This is a genomic window from Vibrio sp. 1731 (assembly GCF_033339955.1).
Taxonomy (GTDB): Bacteria; Pseudomonadota; Gammaproteobacteria; order Enterobacterales; family Vibrionaceae; genus Vibrio; species Vibrio alginolyticus.
Genome location: NZ_JAWOVO010000010.1, coordinates 152969 through 176415, shown reverse-complemented (window position 1 = coordinate 176415; position 23447 = coordinate 152969). Strand labels below are relative to the sequence as shown.

Annotated in this window: 27 protein-coding genes; 11 read left to right on the top strand and 16 right to left on the bottom strand. The window is 43.9% G+C overall.

Annotation, left to right across the window (positions count from 1 at the left end; translation table 11 throughout):
• Both R7035_RS14060 and R7035_RS14055 read left to right on the top strand, forming a co-directional pair.
• Positions 1–249: flagellin (locus tag R7035_RS14060; protein ID WP_257969381.1), on the top strand; the 249-nt coding region annotated here is incomplete at its 5' end.
• A 116-nt stretch (positions 250–365) separates the two neighbouring features.
• Complete coding sequence (locus R7035_RS14055; protein WP_132936482.1) at positions 366–1490, top strand: flagellin; 1125 nt, start codon at positions 366–368, stop codon at positions 1488–1490.
• Between the two features lie 94 nt (positions 1491–1584).
• Here R7035_RS14055 and crr read toward each other — a convergent pair whose 3' ends face one another.
• The 5 genes from crr to cysZ all read right to left on the bottom strand — a co-directional run bounded on the left by crr (position 1585) and on the right by cysZ (position 6515).
• On the bottom strand, positions 1585–2094 hold the full coding sequence (gene crr / locus R7035_RS14050) for a PTS glucose transporter subunit IIA (protein ID WP_005382041.1): 510 nt from the start codon (positions 2092–2094) through the stop codon (positions 1585–1587).
• 121 nt (positions 2095–2215) lie between these two features.
• Entirely contained in the window at positions 2216–3940 is a 1725-nt protein-coding gene (ptsI, locus tag R7035_RS14045) for a phosphoenolpyruvate-protein phosphotransferase PtsI (RefSeq protein ID WP_005389298.1), read from the bottom strand.
• Between the two features lie 140 nt (positions 3941–4080).
• Positions 4081–4338: an HPr family phosphocarrier protein gene (locus R7035_RS14040; protein ID WP_005382043.1), complete on the bottom strand. Its 258-nt coding sequence runs from the start codon at positions 4336–4338 to the stop codon at positions 4081–4083.
• A gap of 300 nt (positions 4339–4638) precedes the next feature.
• Positions 4639–5607 (bottom strand): cysteine synthase A, encoded by a 969-nt coding sequence (gene cysK, locus R7035_RS14035; RefSeq protein WP_005382045.1) that lies wholly within the window; start codon positions 5605–5607, stop codon positions 4639–4641.
• 164 nt (positions 5608–5771) lie between these two features.
• The gene (gene cysZ / locus R7035_RS14030; protein WP_025998633.1) at positions 5772–6515 is read right to left on the bottom strand and encodes a sulfate transporter CysZ; all 744 of its coding nucleotides are present in this window, start codon (positions 6513–6515) and stop codon (positions 5772–5774) included.
• A gap of 251 nt (positions 6516–6766) precedes the next feature.
• Between cysZ and zipA the strand changes: the two genes are divergently transcribed.
• The 3 genes from zipA (at position 6767) to R7035_RS14015 (ending at position 11746) form a co-directional block, all read left to right on the top strand.
• Positions 6767–7723: a cell division protein ZipA gene (gene zipA, locus R7035_RS14025; RefSeq protein WP_005382051.1), complete on the top strand. Its 957-nt coding sequence runs from the start codon at positions 6767–6769 to the stop codon at positions 7721–7723.
• Between the two features lie 90 nt (positions 7724–7813).
• Complete coding sequence (ligA, locus tag R7035_RS14020; protein ID WP_033906925.1) at positions 7814–9826, top strand: NAD-dependent DNA ligase LigA; 2013 nt, start codon at positions 7814–7816, stop codon at positions 9824–9826.
• A gap of 510 nt (positions 9827–10336) precedes the next feature.
• Complete coding sequence (locus R7035_RS14015) at positions 10337–11746, top strand: hypothetical protein (RefSeq protein ID WP_005382055.1); 1410 nt, start codon at positions 10337–10339, stop codon at positions 11744–11746.
• A gap of 40 nt (positions 11747–11786) precedes the next feature.
• Here R7035_RS14015 and R7035_RS14010 read toward each other — a convergent pair whose 3' ends face one another.
• The 7 genes from R7035_RS14010 to R7035_RS13980 form a co-directional block, all read right to left on the bottom strand.
• Positions 11787–11969 carry a hypothetical protein gene (locus tag R7035_RS14010; protein ID WP_021707681.1) on the bottom strand — a complete coding sequence of 61 codons (183 nt, stop codon included), beginning with the start codon at positions 11967–11969 and terminating at the stop codon, positions 11787–11789.
• Positions 11970–12082: 113 nt separating this feature from the next.
• Positions 12083–12262: a hypothetical protein gene (locus tag R7035_RS14005; protein ID WP_021707680.1), complete on the bottom strand. Its 180-nt coding sequence runs from the start codon at positions 12260–12262 to the stop codon at positions 12083–12085.
• A 324-nt stretch (positions 12263–12586) separates the two neighbouring features.
• The gene (locus R7035_RS14000) at positions 12587–13048 is read right to left on the bottom strand and encodes an NfeD family protein (protein WP_017634826.1); all 462 of its coding nucleotides are present in this window, start codon (positions 13046–13048) and stop codon (positions 12587–12589) included.
• Between the two features lie 3 nt (positions 13049–13051).
• Positions 13052–13969 carry an SPFH domain-containing protein gene (locus R7035_RS13995; RefSeq protein ID WP_005382060.1) on the bottom strand — a complete coding sequence of 306 codons (918 nt, stop codon included), beginning with the start codon at positions 13967–13969 and terminating at the stop codon, positions 13052–13054.
• Positions 13970–14128: 159 nt separating this feature from the next.
• Positions 14129–14983, bottom strand: coding sequence for a co-chaperone YbbN (locus R7035_RS13990; protein ID WP_064376312.1), 855 nt, complete (start codon positions 14981–14983; stop codon positions 14129–14131).
• 472 nt (positions 14984–15455) lie between these two features.
• Entirely contained in the window at positions 15456–16283 is an 828-nt protein-coding gene (locus tag R7035_RS13985; protein ID WP_064376311.1) for an SDR family oxidoreductase, read from the bottom strand.
• Positions 16284–16327: 44 nt separating this feature from the next.
• On the bottom strand, positions 16328–17242 hold the full coding sequence (locus R7035_RS13980; RefSeq protein WP_064376310.1) for a TIGR01777 family oxidoreductase: 915 nt from the start codon (positions 17240–17242) through the stop codon (positions 16328–16330).
• A gap of 255 nt (positions 17243–17497) precedes the next feature.
• Between R7035_RS13980 and R7035_RS13975 the strand changes: the two genes are divergently transcribed.
• The 6 genes from R7035_RS13975 (at position 17498) to yfcE (ending at position 20744) form a co-directional block, all read left to right on the top strand.
• Positions 17498–18232, top strand: a complete 735-nt coding sequence (locus R7035_RS13975; RefSeq protein WP_064376309.1) for a DUF1538 domain-containing protein — start codon at positions 17498–17500, stop codon at positions 18230–18232.
• Positions 18229–19020, top strand: a complete 792-nt coding sequence (locus R7035_RS13970; protein WP_005382078.1) for a DUF1538 domain-containing protein — start codon at positions 18229–18231, stop codon at positions 19018–19020. The genes R7035_RS13975 and R7035_RS13970 overlap by 4 nt, the downstream gene beginning before the upstream one ends.
• On the top strand, positions 19010–19360 hold the full coding sequence (locus tag R7035_RS13965; RefSeq protein WP_005382084.1) for a P-II family nitrogen regulator: 351 nt from the start codon (positions 19010–19012) through the stop codon (positions 19358–19360). Before R7035_RS13970 ends, R7035_RS13965 begins: the two co-directional genes overlap by 11 nt.
• Positions 19357–19764, top strand: a complete 408-nt coding sequence (locus R7035_RS13960; RefSeq protein ID WP_005382085.1) for a CBS domain-containing protein — start codon at positions 19357–19359, stop codon at positions 19762–19764. The genes R7035_RS13965 and R7035_RS13960 overlap by 4 nt, the downstream gene beginning before the upstream one ends.
• Positions 19765–19913: 149 nt before the next feature.
• The gene (locus R7035_RS13955; protein WP_005382086.1) at positions 19914–20123 is read left to right on the top strand and encodes a hypothetical protein; all 210 of its coding nucleotides are present in this window, start codon (positions 19914–19916) and stop codon (positions 20121–20123) included.
• 75 nt (positions 20124–20198) lie between these two features.
• Positions 20199–20744 (top strand): phosphodiesterase, encoded by a 546-nt coding sequence (yfcE, locus tag R7035_RS13950; protein WP_005389637.1) that lies wholly within the window; start codon positions 20199–20201, stop codon positions 20742–20744.
• A gap of 39 nt (positions 20745–20783) precedes the next feature.
• Here yfcE and R7035_RS13945 read toward each other — a convergent pair whose 3' ends face one another.
• Genes R7035_RS13945 through R7035_RS13930 form a run of 4 tightly spaced genes read right to left on the bottom strand, consistent with a single transcriptional unit; the run spans position 20784 to position 23291 of the window.
• A complete protein-coding gene (locus R7035_RS13945) occupies positions 20784–21062 on the bottom strand; it encodes a SelT/SelW/SelH family protein (RefSeq protein WP_005382088.1) in 279 nt (92 codons plus the stop codon).
• A gap of 21 nt (positions 21063–21083) precedes the next feature.
• Positions 21084–21839: a sulfite exporter TauE/SafE family protein gene (locus tag R7035_RS13940; protein WP_033906922.1), complete on the bottom strand. Its 756-nt coding sequence runs from the start codon at positions 21837–21839 to the stop codon at positions 21084–21086.
• A gap of 46 nt (positions 21840–21885) precedes the next feature.
• Positions 21886–22401 carry a transmembrane regulator ToxS gene (gene toxS, locus R7035_RS13935; protein WP_005382091.1) on the bottom strand — a complete coding sequence of 172 codons (516 nt, stop codon included), beginning with the start codon at positions 22399–22401 and terminating at the stop codon, positions 21886–21888.
• A gap of 11 nt (positions 22402–22412) precedes the next feature.
• A complete protein-coding gene (locus tag R7035_RS13930) occupies positions 22413–23291 on the bottom strand; it encodes a transcriptional regulator (RefSeq protein ID WP_033906920.1) in 879 nt (292 codons plus the stop codon).
• Positions 23292–23447: the final 156 nt, after the last annotated feature.

Sequence of the window (23447 nt, the reverse complement as noted above, 5' to 3'; positions counted from 1 at the left end):
GCGGCACTGAAATACGTAGACAGCCACCGCGCAGAGCTGGGTGCATTCCAGAACCGTTTCAACCACGCAATCAGCAACTTGGACAACATTAACGAGAACGTGAATGCGTCGAAGAGCCGTATCAAAGATACTGACTTCGCGAAAGAAACAACGGCAATGACCAAATCACAAATTCTATCGCAAGCGTCAAGCTCAATCCTTGCGCAAGCGAAACAAGCGCCTAACTCAGCGCTAAGTCTGCTAGGTTAATCACTTTAACAAAGCAAGAAACCAAAGCCAGGCTCATCCCTGGCTTTTTGCTTATTGGCTATAACGATTCAGATGTGTCCTGACAGTATGTTCGATAAGGCATTCATATCGATTAGATGATCTCTTTAAATTCCAATGTTTCTGCGATGGTGGCGCAGAGACACCTGAGTCAAGCAGCTGCGCAAAATGTTGAGTCACAACGCAACCTAACTTCGGGGTTTCGAATCAACTCGGCGAGCGATGATGCGGCAGGTTTACAGATATCGAATACTCTCCATGTACAAACGAGAGGGCTTGATGTCGCCTTAAGAAATGCGCACGACGCTTTTTCTGTTGCTCAAACAGCGGAGGGAGCATTGCACGAAAGCAGTGAAATATTGCAACGCTTACGCTCTCTGGGGCTTCAAGCAGCAAACGGCAGTTATGACTCAAGTGATCGGCAAAGTATTCAATATGAGGTCGTAGCGCTGCAAGATGAGCTTGATCGTGTCGCGATCACGACAACATTTGCGGATAAAAACCTGTTTGATGGATCTTACGGTTCACAAAGTTTCCATATTGGCGCGAACGCTAATTCAATCTCTTTGACGTTACGTAACATGCGTAGCCATATCCCAGAGATGGGAGGGCAGCATTATGTTGGTGATGCGGTCGATAAAGATTGGCGAGTCACTAAAGATAACCAAACCCTAAAAGTCGAATACCAAGACAGTAAAGGGCAAACCCAAACGGAATCCATTGGACTCAAATTGGGTGACCGTATAGAACAGGTCGCCACTTACATCAATGCTCAACAATCGATAGTGAATGCTTCAGTAACGGAAAACAACGAACTGCAATTCTTCGCTTCTATGATGAAGGCGCCAGAGGGTGTGGTTCTCGAAGGGAGTTTAGCGGATGAGCTTGATGTGAGCGCTGGTCAATTAGTCACAATGGATGACATTGATATGTCGACGGCAGGTAAGGCTCAGCTTTCAGTTGGGGTGATTGATGCAGCAATTAAGTACGTTGATTCGCACCGAAGTGAAATTGGCAGCTTTCAGAACCGTGTAAACGGCTCGATGGATAACTTAAATACTGTGAATCGGAGTGTTACAGAGTCCAAGAGTCGAATAAGAGATACAGACTTCGCAAGAGAATCTACGGAAATGGTGCGTTCTCAAGTGCTCCAAGATGCGACAACTGCATTACTCGCTCAAGCGAAGCAAAGGCCGAGCTCAGCACTAGGCTTGCTCAGTTGAACGTGTTTCAGCGATGCACATCGCTCAGAAAAAAGTCAGATAATAAAAAACGCTGCCATTGGCAGCGTTTTTTTCGTGTTCGATTAAGTAAAAATTACTTAGTTACACGTAGAACTGGAGTTTCACCAACAGTTACAGAACCAGAAAGCTTGTTTAGCTCTTTGATTTCGTCCATGTTAGAGATAACAACTGGAGTTAGCGTTGACTTCGCTTTCTCTTCTAGAAGAGCTAGATCGAATTCAATTACAGTGTCGCCAGCTTTAACAGTTTGACCTTCTTCAGCGATACGCGTGAAGCCTTCGCCTTTTAGTTCAACTGTGTCGATACCGAAGTGAACGAAAAGCTCAACACCGTCGTCAGACTCGATAGAGAACGCATGGTTAGTTTCGAAGATCTTACCGATAGTACCGTTTACAGGAGCTACCATTTTGTTGCCTGCTGGCTTGATAGCAATACCGTCACCAACGATTTTCTCAGCGAAAACAACATCTGGCACGTCTTCGATGTTTACAATCTCACCAGAAAGTGGCGCGATGATTTCGATAGCACCAGCGTCAGCGCTGTCATCAGATACAAGCTTTTTAAGTTTGTCAAACAGACCCATTGTGTCATGCTCCTAAGGTTTGGTTTTATTCTGTCGAATTATAGTATACCAATATAGCTCATTAGACGACTTTTTTCGCCGTCTAATGGCCATTAAGTATTGAATTACTTGGTACTACCGATTACTGAGCTTTCTCAGCAATAAACTTTTCTACCACGGCTTCGATTTCTTCTGCTGTCGGTAGAGAAAGGGCTTCTTCAGCCATTGCTTTCACTTCTGCGAAGTTAGAGTTACGAACTACTTTCTTCACTTTAGGGATAGAGATACCGCTCATTGAGAACTCGTCCAGACCCATACCTAGAAGTAGAAGTGTTGCACGCTCGTCACCTGCAAGTTCACCACACATACCAGTCCATTTACCTTCTGCGTGAGAAGCGTCGATAACTTGCTTGATCACTGTAAGTACAGCTGGTGATAGTGGGTTGTATAGGTGAGAAATCATCTCGTTACCACGGTCAACCGCTAGTGTGTACTGAGTTAGGTCGTTTGTACCGATAGAGAAGAAAGACACTTCCTTCGCTAAGTGGTGTGCGATCGCAGCAGCAGCAGGAGTTTCAACCATAACACCGATTTCGATGTTTTCGTCGAACGCGTGGCCTTCAGCGCGTAGCTCTTCTTTGTACTCTTCGATCGCTTTCTTAAGCTCACGGATTTCTTCGACAGAGATGATCATTGGGAACATGATACGCAGTTTGCCGTGTGCAGAAGCACGTAGAATGCCACGTAGCTGATCACGAAGGATTTCACGACGATCTAGACTGATACGTACAGCGCGCCAGCCTAGGAATGGGTTCATCTCTTTTGGAAGATCCATGTATGGGAGATCTTTATCGCCGCCGATATCCATAGTACGGATGATCACAGCTTGACCGTTCATTGCTTCCGCAACTTCTTTGTACGCTTGGTACTGTTCTTCTTCAGTTGGTAGCGCAGTACGGTCCATAAATAGGAATTCAGTACGGTACAGACCAACACCTTCACCGCCGTTACGAAGGATACCGTCACAGTCTTTCACTGTACCGATGTTACCGCAAACTTCTACACGGTGACCGTCAGTCGTTTCTGCGTGTAGGTCTTTCAGTTTCGCTAGCTCTTCTTTTTCAGCTAGGAATGCTGCTTTAACCGCTTTCGCTTCTTCTAGCTCAGCTTCTGATGGGTTAACAACAATCTTGTTGTTCATTGCGTCAAGAATCAGCATGTCGCCATTCTTAACTTTCTTCGTGATGTCGTTAGTACCAACGATAGCTGGAAGCTCAAGTGAGCGAGCCATGATTGAAGTGTGAGATGTACGACCGCCGATATCACAAGCAAAACCAAGCACGTAGTCTAGGTTGATTTGTGCAGTTTCAGATGGCGTTAGGTCGTAAGCAACAAGAATTACTTCTTCGTTGATATCGCTAAGCGAAACAATGTTGATGCCTAGTGCGTTCTTAACAAAACGAGAACCGATATCGCGGATGTCAGTTGCACGCTCTTTTAAGTATTCGTCGTCTAGAGACTCAAGAGCACATGCTTGCTCTTCGATCACTGAGTGGATAGCGTGATCAGCAGTCATCTTGTCGTTTTTGATAAGTGCTAGGATTTCCTCTTCTAGCTCTTCGTCTTCAAGAAGCATGATGTGACCTTCAAAGATCGCTTCTTTTTCTTCGCCAAACGTTTCAAGCGCTTTTTGCTTGATAGTTTCTAGCTGAGCTGCAGATTTGTTACGAGCGTCAAAGAAACGCTGAACTTCAGCTTCTACTTGATCGTCAGAAATAGTGTTTGTGTTTAGGACAATTTCATCTTCTTGAAGTAGTAGTGCTTTACCGATTGCAATACCAGGAGATGCTAGGATGCCTGAAATCATAGCCTTACCTTAAGTTTGGTCAACTTTATAAAACGGGAGAATAATGGGTGCGCTAACGAATAGTTTTAGCTTAGTTTTGAGCCTATTTCCAACGAAGCCATTTTGCTTTCACAAAATGGCTTCTGGAGTAGGAGACCGGATTAGTGTAGTTGGTCCATTAGAGCAACTAGGTGGTCAACTGCTTGCTGAGCTTGTGGGCCTTCAGCAGAAATAGTAACTTGAGTACCTTTTACTAGGCCTAGTGTTTGTAGTTTGAACAGGCTCTTAGCGCTAGCGCTTTTACCGTTAGAAGTCACAGTGATGTCTGCGTCGAATGCTTTCGCTTCTTTAACAAACTGTGCAGCTGGACGAGTGTGAAGGCCGTTTTCTGCTGTGATTTCTACTTGCTTCTCGTACATGTGATATACCCCAATAAATGTATTTTTTTGTTAGTTTGTGACCAGATTTTAGCTTAACTGCTTTACATCTTGTGCGCTAGCACGGGAAGAGTTCAAAGCGCGTCAGTTCTGATACTAGTCAAAAGTTTGGTAACTACGCAACTGTTTGCGTGCGTAATCACTTTGAAACCTTTTTGTGTTCTGCTTCTTTATTTTGAAGCTAGAAATAAAACACCCTGATATTACCAAAGGTAGGGCAGGGATCAACAAAAAAGCCCCTAAACGGGGCTTTTTTAAACTAAAAATTGATTTGAACACATATTATTGTTGGTTCTCTTTTTCGGTAAAGATACCTGCAAAGAGTGCTGTACTTAGGTAACGCTCACCGGAACTTGGCAAGACAGTTACAATTGTTTTTCCTTCAAATTCAGGTAGTTCCGCAAGTCGGTTCGCTGCAACAACCGCTGCGCCAGATGAGATACCAGCTAGGATACCTTCCTCTTCCATTAGGCGACGAGCCATCTCAATCGCTTCTTCTGAGGTAACTTGCTCAACACGGTCAATAATGTCTAAATCGAGGTTACCAGGGATGAAACCAGCACCGATACCTTGAATTTTGTGTGGGGCAGGTTGGATTTCTTCGCCAGCAAGTGCTTGTGCAATAACCGGAGACTCTGCTGGCTCAACTGCAACAGAAGTGATGGCTTTGCCTTTTTCACCTTTGATGTAACGGCTTGTACCTGTGATAGTACCGCCCGTACCAACACCAGCAACGAATACGTCGATTTCACCGTCTGTCGCTTCCCAAATCTCAGGGCCCGTAGTCTTTTCGTGGATTTCTGGGTTCGCTGGGTTGTCAAATTGTTGAAGAAGTAGGTACTTCTCAGGGTTGCTTGCTACGATTTCTTCTGCTTTAGCAATCGCCCCTTTCATGCCTTTCGCCGCTTCAGTCAGCTCAAGGTTCGCGCCTAGTGCTTTTAGTAGCTTACGGCGTTCTAGGCTCATTGATTCAGGCATGGTCAATGTTAGCTTGTAACCGCGAGCAGCCGCTACGAATGCTAGAGCAACACCTGTGTTGCCACTGGTAGGTTCTACAAGCTCTACACCTGGCTTAAGAAGGCCCGCTTTCTCTGCTTCCCAAATCATGTTTGCACCGATACGGCACTTAACACTGAAGCTAGGGTTACGCGCTTCAATTTTCGCGAGAACTTTGCCTTTACTTACTTTGTTTAGACGAACGAGAGGTGTATTACCAATAGTAAGAGAGTTATCTTCGTAGATTTTGCTCATAGTGATGTTCCTTCATTACACGTTGTGTGAATATGGATAGAAGAATATGCGGTATGAAAAAAAGGGAAAAGGATTAAAAAGTTATATCTTATTAGGTTGGCCCAGAACTTGATAAAAGAAAAGGGAAAAGCTGGCGCTGATCCCTTTCCTTAATCTCTAATCGACTATCGTTGGTGCTTAAACTCCGCGACCCACATAGCGGTTGCACCACATATTGCTACAGGCATGACAATGAGGTTCAAAATTGGGATCGTCGTAAACACAGACACCAATACCCCAAAGCCATAGGCCTTACCTTGCTTTTGTTTCAATTTGTAACGCATGTCGTTAAATGGGATTTTATGGTTATCAAACGGGTAGTCACAATATTGAATCGCGAGCATCCAGGCGGTAAAGATAAACCATAAAAATGGGCCTACTGTTTGTCCAAGGGCAGGGATGAGCAATAACAGGAATAGGCCTATTGCTTTAGGTAAAATGTAAAGGAGCTTTCTCCACTCACGAGCTAAAACGCGAGGAACATCTTTCAGGACGGCAGTGAAACCATCATCATTTACTTTTTGTCCCGTTAAGTACTCTTCCACTTTTTCAGCCAAGAGGCCATTGAATGGCGCGGCGATAAAGTTCGCGAGCGTGCTGAAAAAATAGGAGAAGGTAGCGAGTATCGTCAGAGCGAGTAAAGGCCAAAGAATGTAAGTTAACCAGGATAAAAACTCAGGCAGCTGCCCAATCCAGCCTTCTATCCATATATTAAGGTTTGAAAATAGATAGAAGATGGCACCACCTACAAGCAAGATATTTGCAAGTAGAGGTAAGATGACAAAGCGCCTGATTTTAGGGGCAAGTGCCAATTGTATCCCGTATAGAAAATAACCGAACCCGGTTCTCTGCTGATTGTTTTGCTTCATGTCTATTTTGGCTTCGTGTAAATGAAAACTCATTGTACCTGTGAGGACTTTTCTTTCAATGCCCTGACAAATGACGTCTTGTTAAGTGGAATCGTGGCAAGAATCACAACAAAAAACGGAACTTCTTGCATTAAGTTGTTCTAAATCTACATATAGTTTTGGTAAAGTAAACGTATCATTCAGATTTATTGCACTTGGGTTGCTGCTCAAGGAACTGCGAGTAGTAAAAACAAGTATATTGAGAGTAAATAATGCAGGAATTGCGATTCGTACTCATTGTTGTTGGCGCATTAGCCATCGCGGCATTACTGTTTCATGGTTTATGGAGCAGTAAAAAAGAAGGCAAAGCAAAGTTTGGTAACAAGCCACTTGGTAAGCTGGATGTTAACCAAGAAGACAAAAATGATCTTGTTGAGAAAGAACGAGACTTCGCTCCCGCTCCTGAAGATGACTTTGAGATCATTCGCAAAGATCGCAAAGAACCAGATTTTGGGATGGCGAGCTCTTTCGACAACAAGTTTGAATCTGACCCGTTATTCGGTGGTCCATCTGAAGTCAAACAGACGCAGCAGGAGCCGGATGACATCCCTTCATTTGTTGCAGAAAAAGATAAAGAAGAGGACGTTGAGCCTGTTGTTCAAGCAACAGTAGCTGAAGAGCCATTCCAGCCCGCTGTGGAAGAAGACGCTATTCCCGCCGCGTTTGATATTACGGAGAAAGAACAGCAAGTCGAAACGGTTAGTGAGCCTGTCGTTGCAGAGCCTAAGGAAGAGCCAAAGCCAGAACCTGAAATGCAAGTGATTGTATTGAATGTGCACTGTGCTGGTGAAGAGCCATTTGTTGGTACTGCTTTATTTGAAAGTATGCAACAAAACGGTCTAATTTATGGCGAGATGGATATTTTCCACCGTCATGTCGACTTGTCCGGTAACGGCAAAGTGCTGTTTAGCGTCGCTAATATGATGCACCCTGGTACGTTTGAGCATGCTGATCCTGCTGAGTTTACAACGAAGGGTATTTCATTCTTCATGACATTGCCTTGTTATGGCGAGGCTGAACAGAACTTCAACTTAATGCTCCGAACTGCGCAGCAAATTGCTGATGATTTAGGTGGTAACGTACTTGATGACCAGCGCAACTTAATGACGCCAGATCGTTTAGCATCTTATCGACGTCAAATAGTTGAGTTTAATGCCGCTAACGCATAATCTTAACAGCAAATAATAATAGGGCTCCGGATGGAGCCCTTTTTCTTGAATTTCCCAACCTCACCGATTGAAAATACACGGGGCTTTACTATGTCTGAATCAGTACTTCAGCGACTAGAAGAACTAAAAGAGTCGTTGCATTACCACGCTGTGCGTTACTACGTGGAAGATAACCCAGAGATCCCTGATGCCGAGTACGACCGTTTAATGCGAGAGTTACTGGATATTGAAGCTGAGAACCCTGACTTAATAACCGTAGACTCGCCAAGCCAACGTGTCGGTGGACAACCTCTCTCTGCGTTTAGCCAAGTGACACATGAAGTACCGATGCTTTCGCTTGATAACGCGTTTGATGATAGTGAACTTGATAGTTTCCACAAGCGCGCGCAAGAGCGCGTGGGAAGCCTGAGTGTGAAAGAATACTGTTGTGAGCCTAAATTGGATGGACTCGCCGTAAGTTTGTTATATGAGAATGGCGTTTTAGTTCAGGCGGCCACTCGAGGCGATGGTACTACGGGTGAAAACATCACAGAGAATGTGCGTACGATTAAAGCCATTCCTTTAAAACTCAGGGGTAATGACTGGCCAAATCGTCTTGAAGTTCGTGGTGAAGTCTTTATGCCGAAAGCTGGGTTTGAAAAGCTCAATGAATTAGCAAGGAAGAAAGGCGAGAAAATCTTTGTTAATCCACGTAACGCTGCGGCAGGTAGCTTACGACAATTGGATTCACGTATTACGGCTTCTCGTCCGCTTAGCTTCTATGCATACAGTGTAGGCGTGGTGCAAGGCGCAGAATTGGCAGCAAGTCATTACGAACGCTTTTTGCAAATCAAATCTTGGGGGCTGCCAATGTGTCCGGAAACTAAGCGAGTTGAAAGCTTGGCGGATGTAAAAGCTTACTACCAAGATATATTGCAGCGTCGTGATGCCCTCCCTTATGAGATCGATGGTGTCGTTATTAAAATTGACGATATTGCCGTGCAAGAGCGTCTGGGGTTTGTTGCTCGCGCTCCACGTTGGGCGATTGCCTACAAATTCCCAGCTCAGGAAGAAATGACGACACTGAATGAAGTGGAGTTCCAAGTCGGTCGCACTGGTGCGATTACACCTGTTGCTAAACTAGAGCCTGTATTTGTTGGTGGGGTAACGGTAAGTAATGCGACGCTTCATAACGCAGATGAGATAGAACGTCTGCAAGTCAAGATTGGTGATCACGTTGTGATCCGCCGTGCTGGCGATGTTATTCCGCAAGTCGTTTCTGTCATCAAAGAGCGTCGACCAGAAACAGCTCGAGATATTGTTTTCCCAACTCAGTGTCCTGTTTGTGGTTCGCATGTTGAGCGGATCGAAGGAGAAGCGGTAACACGTTGTATGGGGGGCTTAGTTTGCCAAGCCCAACGCAAACAAGCGCTAAAACACTTTGTTTCTCGTAAAGCGTTAGACGTTGACGGTTTAGGCGATAAAGTGATCGAGCAGCTTGTTGACCGTGAGATGGTGAAAACTCCTGCTGACTTATTTAAGTTATCTGCGGGGGTTTTAACCGTACTAGATCGCATGGGGCCAAAGTCTGCGCAGAATATTGTGAATGCGTTAGAAAAATCCAAAGAAACGACTTTACCTCGGTTTTTGTATTCACTGGGGATCCGTGAAGTTGGCGAGGCAACCGCAGCAAACTTAGCAATGCACTTTAAAACGTTGGGAGCGATCCAAAATGCTACCGAAGAGCAGTTGATTGAAGTGCAAGACATCGGTGCTGTGGTTGCTCAACATATTACGACTTTCTTTAGTGAAGAACAGAACCAAGCGGTGGTTAAAGATTTGCTTGAACAAGGGATCCACTGGCCAGAGATTAATACTACTGAGCAGGTGGGGGAATTACCATTAGAAGGTAAAACAGTAGTATTAACGGGAACACTTTCTCAACTGGGGCGTACAGAAGCCAAAGAAGCCCTCCAAGCACTGGGGGCTAAAGTGACGGGTAGTGTTTCTAAGAAAACCGATATTTTGTTTGCTGGTGAAAATGCAGGTTCGAAGCTCGCAAAGGCACAAGAACTGGGTATCGAAATTAAAACAGAACAAGACTTACTCGAATTGATGAATTAAGTCTTCTCAAAAAAGCTAAAAAATAACTAAAAGCCCCGTATGGTAAGCATGCGGGGCTTTTTCTTGTTCATAATTAAGTGTTTTTTTATTGAGTAATTGATGCCTTTGTTCTTTTCAGTGATCAAGATCGAACCTTGGGTTATTGGTTTTTTTGGCTTTTTTAGTCTGCGAGTGACTTCAAGTTGATACTTTCAGGCTAAATTTAAATGTTTGATTTTAAATGATATTTTGTTGAGTTGTGTTGGTGTTGTTAAAAATAAGATCTGGATCAATAAGTTATATGGAACTTTGGAGTGGCTCATATTTTTTTAGAAAAAAAATAAGTTCCATTTGGATGTTTTTAGCTGCGAAGTTAGTCTTAATCACGTGGATACACGGTGTGTATGCAGGAACTAAAAAAAGCCAAATTAGAAATAATGAGGTTTGATCAGGAATTTACTTCTCTCCTTCGGCGGCCAACTAAAGGTGAGATAGAAAAATACAGCTATATCCATTTTTAGGAGTTTTTCCATGGACAAATTTTTTAAGGTTTCAGCGTTAACCGCAGCAATGTTTGGTGTTGTTGCTGTCGCTCCAGCTACAGCGTCTACTGAAAGTGCAGCAGGTGGCGAGTACGTAGAGAAAGTGAACGAATTTATGCAAGACTCAAGTCTGAATGCATTATTCATAGTTGATACTCGTTCACGAACTCGTACAACAGGTAAGCCCGGCGGTGAAAATGGTGACCGTTGGAGTCGTCTAAACTACTCTTCTTACAACGCAATTTTAGACTTCACTTCTGGCTACCACGATGGTTGGGTGGGCGCAGATGTTGCGGCTTACTACTCTGGCGATCTTTACAACGATAGTCTTTACAATTCAAACGAAGGCTACCTATGTAACGAAATCTCAACTTGTAACAACCTAGACTGGGGTGCAGGTGATGGTCAGCAGCTTAAAGTTTACAAAGCAGCGCTGAAATTCAAAGCAAACGAAAACTTTAATGCTCGTTTCGGTATGTTACAGGCTGGTGGTAACGGTACAATCGGTAACGTTTGGAGCTTTGTACCTGGTACTTACCGTGGTTTCGAACTAAACGCTAAACTTGGTGATTTCAACCTAAGCTACTTTGGCGCAGACCAATTTACAGCACCTTGGCTGCTTCACGAAGATGATTACGCACCAGCGCTTTGGTCTGACACTTCATGGAGCTACCTACACTCTCTAGGCCTAAACGGTAACCTAACTGACAGCTTGTTTATGCAACTTGGTTTGGGTCAAGCTACTGGCGTTCAATATGCAAATGGTGTTGACTGGGGTGCAGGTCAAGTAACTAGCTACCACAACGAGACTGATAACACATCTTACAAAGCGTATTTGAAGTACACAGTGAGCGATCGTACAACTCTAGCATTTGATTTCTACGGTGTTGATGACGATGTGAAATACGATGGTCTAGGTTTCCACACTGGTCTGTCTTTGAATCAATCTTTCGGCAAGCTAGCTTGGATGTCTGAGTTGCGCTACACAGACACAGATAACCGTGCGGACTTCGTTCCTCGTACTATTCATACATATGGTATGAACAATGGTACTTGGTCTCAGTGGTGGGACGCGCTGTCTGACTGGAACAAAGCGGGTGAGCTAGCATGGTACAACCGTCTATCTTACAACCAAGGTAACGGCTGGAACTACTACCTAGGCTTTGGTTACGGTACTGGCGCTGACTCTGCAGCAAGCGGAGCATCAGGTGACTGGGATTACGAAAGCGAATACGCAGTTAACGCAACAGTATCTTACTCACTACAAAGTGGCGCGCTTAAAGGTTCTACCATTCGTTTACACGGTACAATCCTAGAACGTGATGAGTACGCAGGTGCTGGCGATGCGGATGAAACAGACTTACGTCTACAAGTTCTTATCCCTTACAGCTTCCACTAATACTTAATTAGATAATAAAAGGAGCCGCTAGGCTCCTTTTCTATTTCACTTCTCGGCCGTCGTATATTTTGCAATATAACGGTGGCAACATATGTACATTACCGTTTGGCAACTCACACTTTATCTCTGGGCCTAACGTACGACCACCGGATGCACCATTAGCATGAGTGGTTAACGGAATTATGGCAAAAGATATTACTAATAGACCAGATAAAAATCTCATAATAATCACCTTAATATAAACTTTAAATATCTACGTGCTTGTATAAACCGTGACTACGCAGAAAGGCAAGGTTGAATAGGGCTATTATATCAAACTAAGCTCTTACTTCTTTACTATTCCCATTCCCCACCTCTAAATCGACACATTTCACTTGGAATATTCGTAACGTCGCCACTTGGCATCTTACATTCGACTATAGGTCCCAAATTAGTTGTACCGCCGTTTCCGTTGTTGTAGGCAAAGGAAGAAAAAGAAAAAATACCGCACAACATTAAAAAGAGAAGCTTATTCATAGTACATCCTCTTACTTACCAAATAAAAAGCACTCAACTTAAATGCTTATGCGTTAAGTATGTATCCGAGGATAAAAAGATCAAAAAATAATTCAATAAAGTTTTATTTTTTAAAATAAATTTAGATCGATAATTTACCTAGATATATTTCTATCTTATTGATTGTCGTGTGTTGAATAATTAAATAATAGGAAATGGTAGGTAGGGTATTAATAATATTACTAATACTTATTTTTTTCTCGATTTTAATTAAGGTAATGAAATGAAAGCAGTTGTTTAGATTAAAGTAATGGAGCATGATTTGCCCCATTACTTTGGCATAAATTAATTAGAATCAGGCTCAATGATTAAAATAATACCTTCAACATCGGTGATTCTTACGCGGGTACCGGCTGGAAGTGCTTGATCCGATTGTGCGGACCATGTGGTATCGGCTACCTTGATGCGATTGAGCCCGACGGAAAAGTCTTCTTCAAGGATAAGAGTACGCCCAATTAACTGCTTGTACTTTTGGTTCAGATCTCTTTCTTGGTCTTCTTGCTTGTCTTTAGACCATTGTCGTCGCCACCAAAGCCAGGTGGTGATTAAGCTGAAGCTTGCAAAGCAAAGCCATTGCAATTGCCAGCTCATTGGCAAAACGGTCATGAGTGCTCCAACGATAAGTGCAGACATCCCGAGCCAGAGAAAATACCCTGCGGTACCAAGTAGCTCAACTGCTAAAAGAGCAAAGCCAAACGCTAGCCAATGCCAGAAAGAGATACCTTCCAACAAACTAAAAAAGTCCATAAATTATTCTTTATCTTGCTGTTTAAACATTTCTGCTATCCCTGCAACCGAGCCCATTAGTCCGGTTGCTTCTAATGGAAGCATAATGATTTTACCATTTTCGGCTTGACCAATGCTCTTGATCGCTTCGGTATAACCCTGTGCAATGAAGTAATTGACGGCTTGCATGTCACCTTTTGCAATGGCTTCGGAAACCATGTAAGTCGCTTTTGCTTCTGCTTGCGCGGCACGCTCACGTGCTTCTGCATGGAGAATAGCAGACTGCTTTTCGCCTTCAGCTTTTAATATCTCTGATTGTTTATGACCTTCGGCCTTTAATATCTCAGCTTGGCGAACCCCTTCTGCTTCAAGAATTTCCGCACGCTTATTACGCTCGGCTTTCATTTGCGCATTCATTGCAGCGGTCAGATCGGCTGGTGGCTGGACATCTTTAATCTCAATTCGTGTGACTTTTACGCCCCAAGGGTTTGTTGCTTGGTCAACAATCGCCAACAGCTTAGAGTTGATCATGTCGCGTTGGCTCAGCATTTCGTCCAGTTCCATTGAACCTAAAACGGTACGAATGTTCGTAAGGGTCAAGTTTCTAATAGCGTGTTCTAAGTCGTTGACTTCATAAGCCGCTTTTGCAGCATCGATCACTTGAACAAATCCGACAGCGTCAATAACCACGTTAGCGTTATCTTTTGAAATGACCTCTTGCGCAGGAATATCGAGAACGCGCTCCATCATGTTTACTTTTTGACCAACTTTATCAACGAATGGAATGATCAAGTTTAAACCCGGCTTTAATGTGTGGGTGTAGCGTCCGAAGCGTTCAACTGTCCAGTTGTTTCCTTGCGGAACCGTTTTAATGGCTGAAGATAAGATAACGACAGCAAGAACGACGAAAATACCGATGGTGATCAGTGAATCAATTGGCATGAGTTATTCCCTTAAGTGCATAATGTTCGATCCATTTTTACCTATTTATAGACAATAGACAATTGAAGTTCTGAGACCTTTGAGAGGTTATTGGTTTTTTATATGACAAAGGCCGGAAATCCCGGCCTTTGTTGTCTTATTCTTAGAAGAATGCGGCGCTTAGTACAAAATTGAGTAAAGCTGGCGACGATATTTGCTTGCTAATGCGTTACCTTGACCTAGCGCACTGAGAATATCCATAAAAGTCTTCTTCACTTCACCGTCTTGGGCGCCCAAGTCTTTTTTAAGAATATTCCACAGCAGTTCCAACGCTTCTTCATCCCGACCAACTTGGTTGTATTGTACCGCCAATTCACAAGCGAGTTCGAAGTTTGCCATGTCTGCTGCGTATGCTTGTTCTAGTCGCTGTAACTCAGGGCTATCTGCAGCCTGCAAATGCAGCTCGAGCTTGGCTATTAGGCTCTTGTAGTAGTTATCTTGATACTCGAGAGGGATAGCGTTCAGTAGTTCTTGGGCAATATCAAATTGTTTGGTTTCTAGCAAACAATCAGCCATCGCGAGTTTCACATCACCACGCTCTTGCAGCTCTGCCGGCAAAGTGTGGATGATGCTCAAAGCCTGAGCATGCTCACCTTGCTGAAGAAGTTCACTGACTTGTTTTAATAGTTGTTCATCTGGGCTTGGCAAATGCTTTTGTAGCATGGTAGCAATGGCATCAATTGGCTGGGGGCCTCCCAGACCATCGACGGCTTGACCATTTATAAACAGCGCGATAGTTGGCAATACTTGCACGCCAAATTGAGACGCTAAAGCGGGCTGATCTTCACAATTTAGTAGAGCAAGCGTAAATGCACCGTTGTACTGTTGAGCAAGAGATTGCAACTCAGGGAGTATCTGTGCGCTTTCTGGCTGAGCGTTGGCCCAAAAGTGGATCAAAACGGGCGTGTTCATTGATCCTTCAAGCGTTTCGCGAAAGTTCTGTTCTGTTATCTCAACGATAAATGGGGATTGCATCAGAGTATCCTTGCCTTGTGTCTTGTCGTTGATATTAGATATGGAGTTGATTTAGGTGAAATTCAAGCGACATTCACCATCAATAATGAATCATTCTATTTTGAGAAAACGTGAGGTAATAGAGTGAGGTTATTGCTGCTCAGGTGTTAGATAAAAAGAAAACGCTGCCGAAGCAGCGCAATTCTAATGCTATTTGTTGGTGCGGTATCAAAATAGGATGAACATGGTCAACACTACACCCACACTAAGCCAGTTAAGCTGATTTAATGTCATTGTTGCCTCGCAGTAGTATAAACATTGCTACAAAACGTAATGGGTGGCGATACCAAATCTAAGCAAGTCAATCACTTTGGGCGAAAGAATCCCCGCTGAATTGCGTAGAAATTGATTCGTTTAGTTGAGGTTTTTTTAACCTACATGTTCATAATGACATCACATTGTTACGGTGAAATTACATTTCGACAAAACTTTTTTATGCAGCCTGTCGCAAAATTTTATCAAGTACACGGGTTGGTAATAGTCTTTTCAAGACTGCGAATAATTTAGTCGGTGTAGTAATTCGATAACGAATTTTCGGTGAAACGCTAGTTAATGCATGAAGAACTGGTGCGATGCAAGACTCTGCAGGTAAAACAAATTGATTATTAGACTTGTCGTTGTTGAGTCGCTCTCTTTGTCCTTCATAAGCATGACGATGGGGGCTAGATTCAATATCAACCCACTTCTCAAAGGCTCGTAATGCATTGTTTCTAAATTGAGTTTCGATCGGTCCTGGTTCTATCAATGCCACTTTGATATTCGTATCCGCAAGCTCTAGCCTGAGCGTATCTGTCCAGCCTTCTAAGGCAAATTTTGATGCATTATAGGCACCACGGTATTTCATTGCGGCAAAACCAAGAACAGAGCTGTTTTGTATGATGCGTCCTTCGCCTTGCTGGCGCATATGAGGAAGCACCTCTCTGACCAACTGGTGCCAACCAAAAAAGTTGGTCTGAAATTGATCTTGAAGAGCCTCGGTGGGTAAGTCTTCCAGTGCTCCGGGCTGACCATAGGCACCATTATTGAACACTGCGTAAAGCTTACCTTCTGCTAACTCTAGCGCTTGCTTCACGCCCGAAGAAATGCTTTCTGGGCTATTTAGGTCTAGATTGATGCAGGTTAGCCCTTCATTAATTAGGCGCTGGACATCTTGTTCTTTCCTACAAGATGCAATGACATTAAATCCCTTGTTTTGTAGGGCGTGAGCGCACACGTAACCGATGCCGGTTGAACAACCCGTAATAAGAATCGACTTTTTCATAATTTAATTTAAGACTCAGAAACCTTGATTAGAGCCATCATTCATCAGCTCCGGTCATGAAGCAAGTGCTTGAGTGCTGGCTCTATTCTGGAGTAGCTAAATTTAAAGCCCAGTTCGGTGAGTTTTTTGGGTTTGGCTCTCATGCTATCAAACAATAAGCAGGAAGATTCTCCCATTAGGAGTTCCATCGCCCATTTAGGCGTGAACAAGATATGCGGACGTTTTAGCGTTTTAGCTAGTGTGCCGCTGAATATACGATTAGTCACAGGATGGGGGGCGCACATATTGAATGCACCGTGGGCATGTGGTGTTTCAAGCAAGTACATGATGGCGCGGACCATATCTAGGATGTGAATCCAAGGCATGTACTGATTACCGTTCCCAAGTGGGCCGCCTACGCCAAGCTTGTAAGGTAATAGCATCTTTGCCAACGCACCACCATTAAGGCCGAGTACCACGCCAGTTCTCATTAGACAAACCCGAGTTTGCTCCGACTCTGCGCGCTTGGCTATTTGCTCCCACTTTGCACAAACCTCGTGAGGAAAGTCGTCGCTATTAACATGTAAGCACTCATCAAACGGATGGTCTTGTTGATCACCATAGTAGCCAACTGCCGAGCCACTAATAAAAACAGAGGGAGGTTCGGTACTAGCGTGGATCAGCTCAACAATTTGTTCGGTAATTTTCCAACGACTTTTGCAGATTTTTTCTTTTTGCTCGCTGGTCCATCTTTTATCCGCAATAGGCTCACCTGCAAGATTAATGACGGCATCAACGTGATTGAGATCGGCGAACGACTCGAACGAGTCAAGGTATTCGATATTACCCAGATCAGCATGCTGTAGGCGTTGTTTTGCTCGCTCTGGAGAGCGTGTAAGTAGCATAACCTGGTGAGTTGATAGCAGCTTGAGCAACTCCGAGCCAATAAACCCAGTGCCACCTGTGAGTAATATCTTCATGTTATCTCTTTGAATGTACACGTATTAGAACATTATAGTCGCTTTGTGCTTAGCTTGATCATCTCAACACCATTATTTCTGGGATAGTGACAAGCTGGCAGAGATACTATTAACTTCACATATTAGAAAATATGTAACTAAATGTTATAGATGGCGCTAGTGCATTCACGGTAGAAGAGTGAAATCTATGCCAGACTAGAAGTTATCGCTCATTGGAACGAGCGTAATCAATTTGCAAAATCAAGGAGGAGAGGCATGGAAGCATTTGTTGCGCTTTTTCGAGCGCTCCTCAATAGTGCTCGTGACTTATTACCCATCATCATTGTTATCACTTTTTTCCAATTAGTCGTTTTGCAAGAGCCGCTGCCCAACCTGGTCTCCATTCTTTTTGGCTTGTTGCTTGTCATTTTAGGATTAACCTTTTTTATCTTTGGCCTAGAACTTGGTCTTTTTCCTATCGGAGAGAGTATGGCTCAAGCCTTTGCAAAAAAAGGCAGCGTGTTTTGGTTATTAGTCTTTGCGTTTTGTTTGGGGTTTGGCACCACGATAGCTGAACCTGCATTAACCGCGGTAGCGGAAGAAGCCTCAGAAGTTGCGGCAGAGGGCGGAATGATCGCTAACTCAGAGCAGTCCATGCAGGATTACGGAGAAGGACTTCGAGTAACAGTAGCTCTCTCAGTGGGGATAGCCATCGTTATCGGCGTTTTGCGTATCTTAAAAGGGTGGCCGATTCATTACATGATCATTGGTGGCTATGTAGGCGTTGTAATACTGACGTGGTTTGCACCTGAAGCCATTATTGGTGTCGCTTACGATTCCGGAGGTGTAACCACGTCCACCATAACAGTACCTCTGGTCACTGCACTGGGCGTCGGTTTAGCGTCTTCTATTAAAGGGCGTAACCCTATGGTGGATGGCTTTGGTTTAATCGCTTTTGCCTCGCTGTTACCGATGATGTTTGTGATGGTTTACGGAATGGTCGTAACATGATTTCAATTGATCATTTCCTAGACACTTTATTATCGACCGTTCGAGACGTCGTTCCCATCGCCAGCATTATTTTTGGTTTTCAGTTAGCGGTGTTAAGGCGTCCTGTTAGCAACCTTAAGAAAGTTTTGCTTGGGTTCGTTTATGTGATTTTCGGGCTAGCTCTTTTTTTACTTGGATTAGAAATGGCGTTGTTTCCACTTGGGGAGACGATGGCTGTGCAATTAACGGCGCCGGAGTTTTTACAAGAGTTCAAAGTATCTGTAGGGAAAGCCTTAATGTGGGTCGACTATTATTGGGTTTACACCTTCGCCTTTTTTATAGGCTTTAGTACCACGATTGCAGAGCCTTCTTTAATCGCTGTAGCGATAAAAGCAAACCAAGTCTCTGGAGGCAGTATCAGTATTAACGGCTTGCGCGTAGCCGTTGCGTTTGGGGTGGCAATTGGTATTGCATTAGGGAGTTACCGGATTGTCGTGGGCGATCCCATTCATTATTACATCATCGCGGGTTACATCGTCGTTGTGATTCAAACGTTTTACGCTCCCAAGCTTATTGTTCCACTCGCCTACGATTCTGGAGGCGTAACAACTTCTACTGTCACTGTCCCACTTGTAACTGCATTAGGGTTAGGGCTTGCTTCGACCGTCCCTGGAAGAAACCCAATGATTGATGGCTTTGGCTTGATCGCGTTTGCCAGTCTATTTCCTATGATCTCTGTGATGGGCTATGCGCAAATAACCCAGTGGCTGAATAAAAACGTCTCGGAGGAAGAAGAAAATGCGCTTTAAATTGATACTTGCGTTTGTTGAAGACAGCAAAACAGACAAGGTGTTGGACGCTGCACGCGATGCTGGTGCGACCGGTGCTACAGTGATTAACAATGCTCGCGGGCAAGGTTTAAATCAAAAGCGAACGTTTTTTGGTTTAACGCTAGAAGTGCAAAAAGATGTGCTGCTGTTTGTGGTCGAGGAACATCTCTCTCGACACATATTAGAAACCATTAATGAGGTTGGTGAATTTGACAGAGAGTCGGGACAGGGGATTGCTATTCAGATCGATATTGAAGATGCAGTCGGTGTCGCGCATCAAGTCGAGACATTGACCAAAGTAGTTGAGGATGAATTATGAGTGATCAAACGATAATTAGAGTTCGAGATGTTATGGCGGCAACGTATGTGATGGTTGATGGACTGATGACCGTATACGAAGGCATAACGCTAGCGAAAAAATACCAAGTCAAAGCGCTGGTGGTGAAAAAGCGAGATGATAATGATGAATATGGCATCGTGTTGATGAATGATATCGCCAAAAAGGTGCTGGCGAATAATCGTTCTCCTCAGCGCACAAATATTTATGAAATCATGACCAAGCCCGCTTTGTGTGTCGAACCAGATATGAACGTAAAATATTGTGCACGTTTGTTTGAGCGATTTGGCATAAGCAGAGCGCCGGTCATTGAAAGTGGCGAGGTCATTGGGATGGTGAGTTATAACAATATTGTCATCAATGGTATGGTGCGAGAAGAAGTGTAATAGGTTGATATAAATGAAAAATCAACGAATTTTTTCTCAAGTCAGCGACTGTTACAAAGAACTAAAATATTTAATATATGTTAGGTTGCATATGTGTTGATTCACCATTATTCTTTGCGCCCTAAGCCTAATGTCGAGGAATCTGTATCATGCCTTTAGTCTCTTGCCCCGTGTGTGAGAAACAAATCTCAAAACGCGCTCATGCATGTCCAGGATGCGGAGAGCCCGATCCGCTGCACCATCTAGCCAAATCAAAATTTATGTCGATGGTGTTTTGGATACTGGTGTTGGTTGGAACAGCGTATGCAGCATGGTTCTATGTTTTGCCTATGGTCATTGAATCATTGCGCTATCAGTAGTATTCAAACCGTCGTAGGTTGAGCTGCTAAAAAAATGCCGTAGAATGACCTCATACTTTTTGAGGAGACGATGTCGTGAAACTATTTTTTGCCTCAGACCTGCATGGCTCTTTGCCAGCAACTAAAGAAACCATTGATCTATTTTTGGCCTCTGGTGCGCACCACCTGATTTTGCTAGGAGATACGCTAAACCATGGGCCGCGAAACCCTATTCCGGAAGGCTACAACCCTCCACAGGTAGCAGACTTATTGAACCAATACAGTGATCAAATTATTTCTGTACGTGGCAACTGTGATAGTGAAGTGGACCAAATGCTATTGAAGTTTCCAATGATGATGGATTACTCATGGGTGCTACTTGAATCTGGCAAGAGAATCTTTTTGACTCATGGTCACTTGTACAACTCTGAAAAACGGCCGCCACTGCGCGAAGGTGATATCATCGCCCACGGGCATACACATGTTCCCGTCGCAGAGATGCAAGATGGAGCCATTATATTCAACCCAGGCTCGATGACATTCCCACGTAATGGCTTACCGAGAAGCTTTGGTACTCTAGAAGACAATAAGCTAACGGTAAAAACGCCAGAAGGCGAAGTATTAGCACAAACCATGATTTAACGGTTTTACTAAGTAAAAAAATAGGGAGCGAATTGCTCCCTATTTTGTGTCTGAATGTCCTAAATCGCGTTCTGGGTCGATAATGTCTCTAACGCGCTGTTTTAGCACCTTGGCTTCAGGAAAGCCGCTGTCTTTTTTCCGTTCCCAAATTTGCTGGCCATTACAGAAAATTTCGAAGCGACCACCTGTGTCCGGGTGTAAGCTGATTGTTTCTATTTCTTCGCTAAAAGTATGCAGTAATTCTTGCGATAGCCAAGTTGAACGCAACATCCAGTTGCACTGGCGGCAGTAATAAATATCAATGATTGCTTTATCCATGAAACTTTCCTTTTAATCTTTTTAAACCAGCAACTTGATGCCCACCGCAAACGTGAGAATTTCGAATGCAACTTTAATCACTCTGTTACTGTATCGAGTCGCGGCCCATGCGCCTAAACTGCCGCCTAGAAAAGAGCTTAACAATAAAACAGGTAACCAAGCCCAGTGAATAGGCGCCCCTGCCTGTACGACGGCAATGCCTCCAATGCCATTCCAAAACAGGCCGACACAAATCATGGTGTAAGCAACGGCTTGTTTGTAGTCGTAACCAAACCAGCGCACCAAAAATAGTGTCACGAGCAAACCAGAACCTGCGGTAAGAGATCCGTTAATGATGCCGATAAACAGTAAGCCAATTCCACCAATAACCCAACCGATAGGATGACGGTTACGTATTACTTCAGCTTGGCCTAGCGATGTCTTAAATCGCGAGTAGATACCTAGCGCTAGGATCATCGTGCCGAGCATCTTTTCCGCGATACCATCAGGGATCTGTACAATTAAGTTAGCCCCTAAAATCACGCCAATACTACCGGACAAGATAAGGTAGAGCGCGACTTTCCATTTAATAGTGCCTGATCTTAAATGCGTGCTTGCTGCGCCTAAGCCTAAAGCAACCGAAGCCACCTTATGTGTGCCTAGCGCAACGGAGAACGGTAAGCCGAGAAAGATGAGTAAAGGGAATTGAAGCAAGCCTGCTCCGCCACCAGAAAGTGAAGCCAGCGTGTTGGCGATTAGTGAACCGAAAAAAAGGGTAAGGGTATCTAGCCAATCCATAAGCAAAACAAAGGGGGCGTCTTGCCCCCTTATCATCCAATCAAAATTAGTTTTTAAACAGTACCGAAGAACCGTGGTTCAAGCTAGTGAGCAATAGTGTTTTTTCGTTCACGACGTCAATACGACGACTTTGCTCCGCATCTAGCTTAAAAATTTGAGTAATCAAACGTAGCTGTGCTTCGGAAAAGTCTTTTGATTGAGAAGATGAAATATCTTTAAACTCCGAAGGCGAGACCAACAAATAGTTGTCACTTACTTCCCAGCGGCCTTTTTCCGAGATATTTATCGTTGATTCTGCGGTTGAACCTTGAGCGAATAGTTTGATATTTGCTACGCGAATATAGTCACCATTAGGGAGATATTTCACGTTTGATTCAACATTAACTCGGCGTAGTGGGCCGACAGTATCGTCAGGCAAGCTGTCTGTAATGACTGTCACCATGGTCGACTGCCATTCGTTTGCTGTGAGGAGCTGCTCCACTTTTAGGTCACTTCCCCAATACAACCAACTACTGAAAAGAACGGATACGGCCAAAACCGCAGATGCTAATTTAATCTTCATATTGGCCTCCTTTATTTGCAGATGTCTGTTGGATCGTTTTGACCTGCGAAAATACGCAGTGTTACGTTCTCGTAAGAGTGGTTACTGTCATGAATGTAGTTCAGAATCAGCTGGTTATTTTGTCCGCCAGTGGCAATCACTTCCACTGGCAACGAGTCTTCTGCATGGTGCTTCACGTAGCGCTCAATGCATTGCTCTATTGAGGGCAACCAGTTGTTGATTTGAGGGTGATTTACAGGTGTCATCACTGGTACATTTTGATACTCACCAATCTGACGGAATTGGGATTCCGCAGGGTTCGTGAATAACAATACGCAAACAGGAAGCAGCAGAGACAAAAAGATAATGACACGCGGTAGCCAGTTAATCGTGTTAGATGCTGGCTTCGGCTGAGTTTTAGTCGGCTCTACTTGAGGCTCAAGATCAGCAGTAGTATCGGTCACTATCTCTGTTGGTGGTGTATCGCTCGCTTCTAACTCCACTGCTGGCACTTCTTGTTCAGAAGCGGTTTCTTCAACGTCAGTGTTAGAGTCAGTAGAAAATGGGCTCAAGCGTTCCACTGAACAAATGAGTTGGTAGCCACGTTTAGGTACCGTTTTAACAAACTCTGGAGATTTTGTTGAATCCTTCAACATCTTACGCAGAGTAGAAATCGCTTGAGTCAGGCTTGAGTCATCCACCTCAAAACCTTGCTCACGCCAAACAAACTCGTGAAGCTCGTTACGGGTTAAAACTTCGTTTGGTCTCTCTGCCAACATCAGAAGTATACGGCTTTCGTTGCTTCCTAATCGTACAACGTCGTTGCCGTTTTGTTGGTCAGCGAGCGAATTACTATTTGGATCAAAGGTGAACCTTTGAGCAAGTAGAAATTTGGTGCCAATGTTAGTCATTTAGTTCTTCTTAGATGGATGATGTTGTAATTATGGTGATTTATGTCACAAAATTACCGGGGCGCTTGGAGTGCGCACGACATTTTAGATGCTTTTAGACGGGTAGGATAATTAAAATTTTCTAAAAAAACACCGTTTTTAGCAATATTGACCTTG

What these genes read in the sequence shown, in the direction of transcription:
- cysK (WP_005382045.1), bottom strand. Translation starts at nt 5,607, where the DNA reads ATGAGCAAAATCTACGAAGATAACTCTCTTACTATTGGTAATACACCT.
- R7035_RS13975 (WP_064376309.1), top strand. Translation starts at nt 17,498, where the DNA reads ATGGAAGCATTTGTTGCGCTTTTTCGAGCGCTCCTCAATAGTGCTCGT.
- R7035_RS13960 (WP_005382085.1), top strand. Translation starts at nt 19,357, where the DNA reads ATGAGTGATCAAACGATAATTAGAGTTCGAGATGTTATGGCGGCAACG.
- crr (WP_005382041.1), bottom strand. Translation starts at nt 2,094, where the DNA reads ATGGGTCTGTTTGACAAACTTAAAAAGCTTGTATCTGATGACAGCGCT.
- zipA (WP_005382051.1), top strand. Translation starts at nt 6,767, where the DNA reads ATGCAGGAATTGCGATTCGTACTCATTGTTGTTGGCGCATTAGCCATC.
- R7035_RS13995 (WP_005382060.1), bottom strand. Translation starts at nt 13,969, where the DNA reads ATGCCAATTGATTCACTGATCACCATCGGTATTTTCGTCGTTCTTGCT.
- R7035_RS13965 (WP_005382084.1), top strand. Translation starts at nt 19,010, where the DNA reads ATGCGCTTTAAATTGATACTTGCGTTTGTTGAAGACAGCAAAACAGAC.
- R7035_RS14010 (WP_021707681.1), bottom strand. Translation starts at nt 11,969, where the DNA reads ATGAGATTTTTATCTGGTCTATTAGTAATATCTTTTGCCATAATTCCG.
- R7035_RS14000 (WP_017634826.1), bottom strand. Translation starts at nt 13,048, where the DNA reads ATGGACTTTTTTAGTTTGTTGGAAGGTATCTCTTTCTGGCATTGGCTA.
- R7035_RS13970 (WP_005382078.1), top strand. Translation starts at nt 18,229, where the DNA reads ATGATTTCAATTGATCATTTCCTAGACACTTTATTATCGACCGTTCGA.
- ligA (WP_033906925.1), top strand. Translation starts at nt 7,814, where the DNA reads ATGTCTGAATCAGTACTTCAGCGACTAGAAGAACTAAAAGAGTCGTTG.
- R7035_RS14015 (WP_005382055.1), top strand. Translation starts at nt 10,337, where the DNA reads ATGGACAAATTTTTTAAGGTTTCAGCGTTAACCGCAGCAATGTTTGGT.
- R7035_RS13940 (WP_033906922.1), bottom strand. Translation starts at nt 21,839, where the DNA reads ATGGATTGGCTAGATACCCTTACCCTTTTTTTCGGTTCACTAATCGCC.
- R7035_RS14040 (WP_005382043.1), bottom strand. Translation starts at nt 4,338, where the DNA reads ATGTACGAGAAGCAAGTAGAAATCACAGCAGAAAACGGCCTTCACACT.
- R7035_RS14055 (WP_132936482.1), top strand. Translation starts at nt 366, where the DNA reads ATGATCTCTTTAAATTCCAATGTTTCTGCGATGGTGGCGCAGAGACAC.
- R7035_RS13980 (WP_064376310.1), bottom strand. Translation starts at nt 17,242, where the DNA reads ATGAAGATATTACTCACAGGTGGCACTGGGTTTATTGGCTCGGAGTTG.
- R7035_RS13990 (WP_064376312.1), bottom strand. Translation starts at nt 14,983, where the DNA reads ATGCAATCCCCATTTATCGTTGAGATAACAGAACAGAACTTTCGCGAA.
- cysZ (WP_025998633.1), bottom strand. Translation starts at nt 6,515, where the DNA reads ATGAAGCAAAACAATCAGCAGAGAACCGGGTTCGGTTATTTTCTATAC.
- R7035_RS13985 (WP_064376311.1), bottom strand. Translation starts at nt 16,283, where the DNA reads ATGAAAAAGTCGATTCTTATTACGGGTTGTTCAACCGGCATCGGTTAC.
- R7035_RS13930 (WP_033906920.1), bottom strand. Translation starts at nt 23,291, where the DNA reads ATGACTAACATTGGCACCAAATTTCTACTTGCTCAAAGGTTCACCTTT.
- R7035_RS14005 (WP_021707680.1), bottom strand. Translation starts at nt 12,262, where the DNA reads ATGAATAAGCTTCTCTTTTTAATGTTGTGCGGTATTTTTTCTTTTTCT.
- R7035_RS13955 (WP_005382086.1), top strand. Translation starts at nt 19,914, where the DNA reads ATGCCTTTAGTCTCTTGCCCCGTGTGTGAGAAACAAATCTCAAAACGC.
- ptsI (WP_005389298.1), bottom strand. Translation starts at nt 3,940, where the DNA reads ATGATTTCAGGCATCCTAGCATCTCCTGGTATTGCAATCGGTAAAGCA.
- toxS (WP_005382091.1), bottom strand. Translation starts at nt 22,401, where the DNA reads ATGAAGATTAAATTAGCATCTGCGGTTTTGGCCGTATCCGTTCTTTTC.
- R7035_RS13945 (WP_005382088.1), bottom strand. Translation starts at nt 21,062, where the DNA reads ATGGATAAAGCAATCATTGATATTTATTACTGCCGCCAGTGCAACTGG.